1 protein-coding gene is annotated in these 2,066 nt (G+C 38.5%); it reads right to left on the bottom strand.

The annotated features are described in order from the left end of the window. Window positions 1-608 precede the first annotated feature (608 nt). Window positions 609-2,000 (bottom strand): tRNA uridine-5-carboxymethylaminomethyl(34) synthesis GTPase MnmE, encoded by a 1,392-nt coding sequence (gene mnmE / locus FHL06_RS12470; RefSeq protein WP_153386895.1) that lies wholly within the window; start codon window positions 1,998-2,000, stop codon window positions 609-611. Between the last annotated feature and the right edge of the window lie 66 nt (window positions 2,001-2,066).

The raw sequence follows: 2,066 nt of genomic DNA, 5'->3' as shown, positions 1-2,066 counted from the left end.
AGCTTCTTTGGTTTTTACAAAGTTAACTGGCATATCAAAAGCATTAGCTTGAATTTCAGGTTTAGCAAACATTTCTAAACCGGCGATGCCAATGTGCTCTAGAGCAACTAATGCCACCAAAAATAAAGTTAAGATTTGCATTGTAATCTTCTTTCTATTAAAAGTATAAGTACCATATTAAACCGTTTTGTTTTGATGTACAAATTGAATCAGAAGCCAAAAAAATGCAAAGTTCAAAAGTGAGTTTCGAGATTGTTCTTTGGTTCAAACTAGGGTCTGCCTTCAAATTAGTCTGATAAGAATCTATTCTGATACGGATAAATATTTTAAGAGCATGGTTGTTCCAGAATCCTATCAAGATGGTAATAAAAGCCATGAAAAATATTTGAGGTATCAAGCTATTTTTGAGTTAATAAAGAACTAGTCGGAAGATTCGGACAGTGGTTACTGGCAGTGAAAGTGGTGTTAGAGCTTTAGCTCTTACACCACCGGGCGTGTTTGGAGACTTGCTTGCAAGGCTTCAAACCGAGGACTGAGACCTTGGCTCAGTCCGGTCCGCACAGCCAGTTAAGTTTTCTCGGTTCTGGAGACGGCATACTTAAAACAAACTATTTTCCTAAACAGAATTGTGAGAATAATTGGGTAATCAATTCATCTGGATAACTTTCACCGGTAATTTCTCCTAGAGTGTCCCAACAAGCCGTCATATCAATTTGAACAAGGTCGATAGGCATTCCTGCTTCAATTCCAGAAATAACGTCATTAAGGCTATTTTTAGCCTTACGGAGCAAACCAGCTTGACGAGCACTCGTAATAATGACGTTGCTACTATTGTTATCTTCAATTCCAGCGTTAAATATCTTGCTGATTGTTTGTTTGATTGTCTCGATACCGTCATTTTTAATGGCTGATGTTTGCAAAATAATATCGTCTGCTTTTAGTTGCACAACCGAATTAGGCGTAATCACTGGCATCAAATCCATTTTGTTAAAAATAACGATGCGACGCTTATCAGCAGTTGCATTCAATAACTCAATATCGTCTTCTTCTAACTGACGACTAGAATCCAAAACCAAAATTACTAAATCAGCACCCGCTAAGGCCTTTTTAGAACGTTCCACACCAATTTTTTCAACTTTATCTTCCGTATCACGAATCCCGGCTGTATCGATCAATTTCAATGGCACACCATCAATATTGACGTATTGTTCAACCACATCTCGAGTCGTTCCGGCAACGTCAGTTACGATTGCTTTATCTTCATCCAAGAAACGATTCAACAGACTAGATTTACCAACATTTGGTTTACCAACAATTGCTGTTGCTAATCCATGTTGTAAAATTTCACCACTATCAGCGGTCTTTAATAACTGATCAATGCTTGAACTAACAGTTTTAGCTTTCTCTAAAAGCATTTTAGTCGTCATCTGGTCGGTATCGTATTCGGGATAGTCAATATTTACTTCAACTTGTGCTAAGGAATCAAGAATCTCTTGACGCAAGTTACCAATCAAATGGTGTAAATTACCATCCAGTTGATTAACGGCTACTTGCATAGCCTTATCAGTTTTTGCACGAATCAGATCCATAACTGATTCTGCTTGAGTTAAATCAATTCGACCATTCAAGAATGCCCGTTTAGTAAATTCACCTGGTTCAGCCATTCTGGCTCCGGAACCAATCAAAAGTTGGAGTACTTTATTAGTTGCCACTATACCCCCATGGGTATTTATTTCGATGACATCTTCGCGGGTAAATGTCTTTGGAGCACGCATTACAGACACCATAACCTCATCGACTAAAGATCCATCGCTTGGATCAATAATGTGACCATAATTTATAGTATGGCTAGCGACTTTATCTAGATCGCGTCCTTTAAAAACCTTTTTAGCAACCGCAACTGCCTGATCTCCTGACAAACGAACAATGGAGATGGCACCTTCCCCTGGAGGCGTTGAAATGGCTGCTATCGTATCATATTCAGTTACTGCACTTGGCATAAAATAGCTCCCTTCTCTAATAAGAAAAATAAAAAAAGTGCATAATCCGCCCGTTTGACGGAAAAG

Source organism: Companilactobacillus halodurans, assembly GCF_009600985.1.
Classification (GTDB): domain Bacteria; phylum Bacillota; class Bacilli; order Lactobacillales; family Lactobacillaceae; genus Companilactobacillus; species Companilactobacillus halodurans.
The sequence above is the reverse complement of the archived record's forward strand: the minus strand, read 5'-3'. Positions and strand labels throughout refer to the sequence as shown.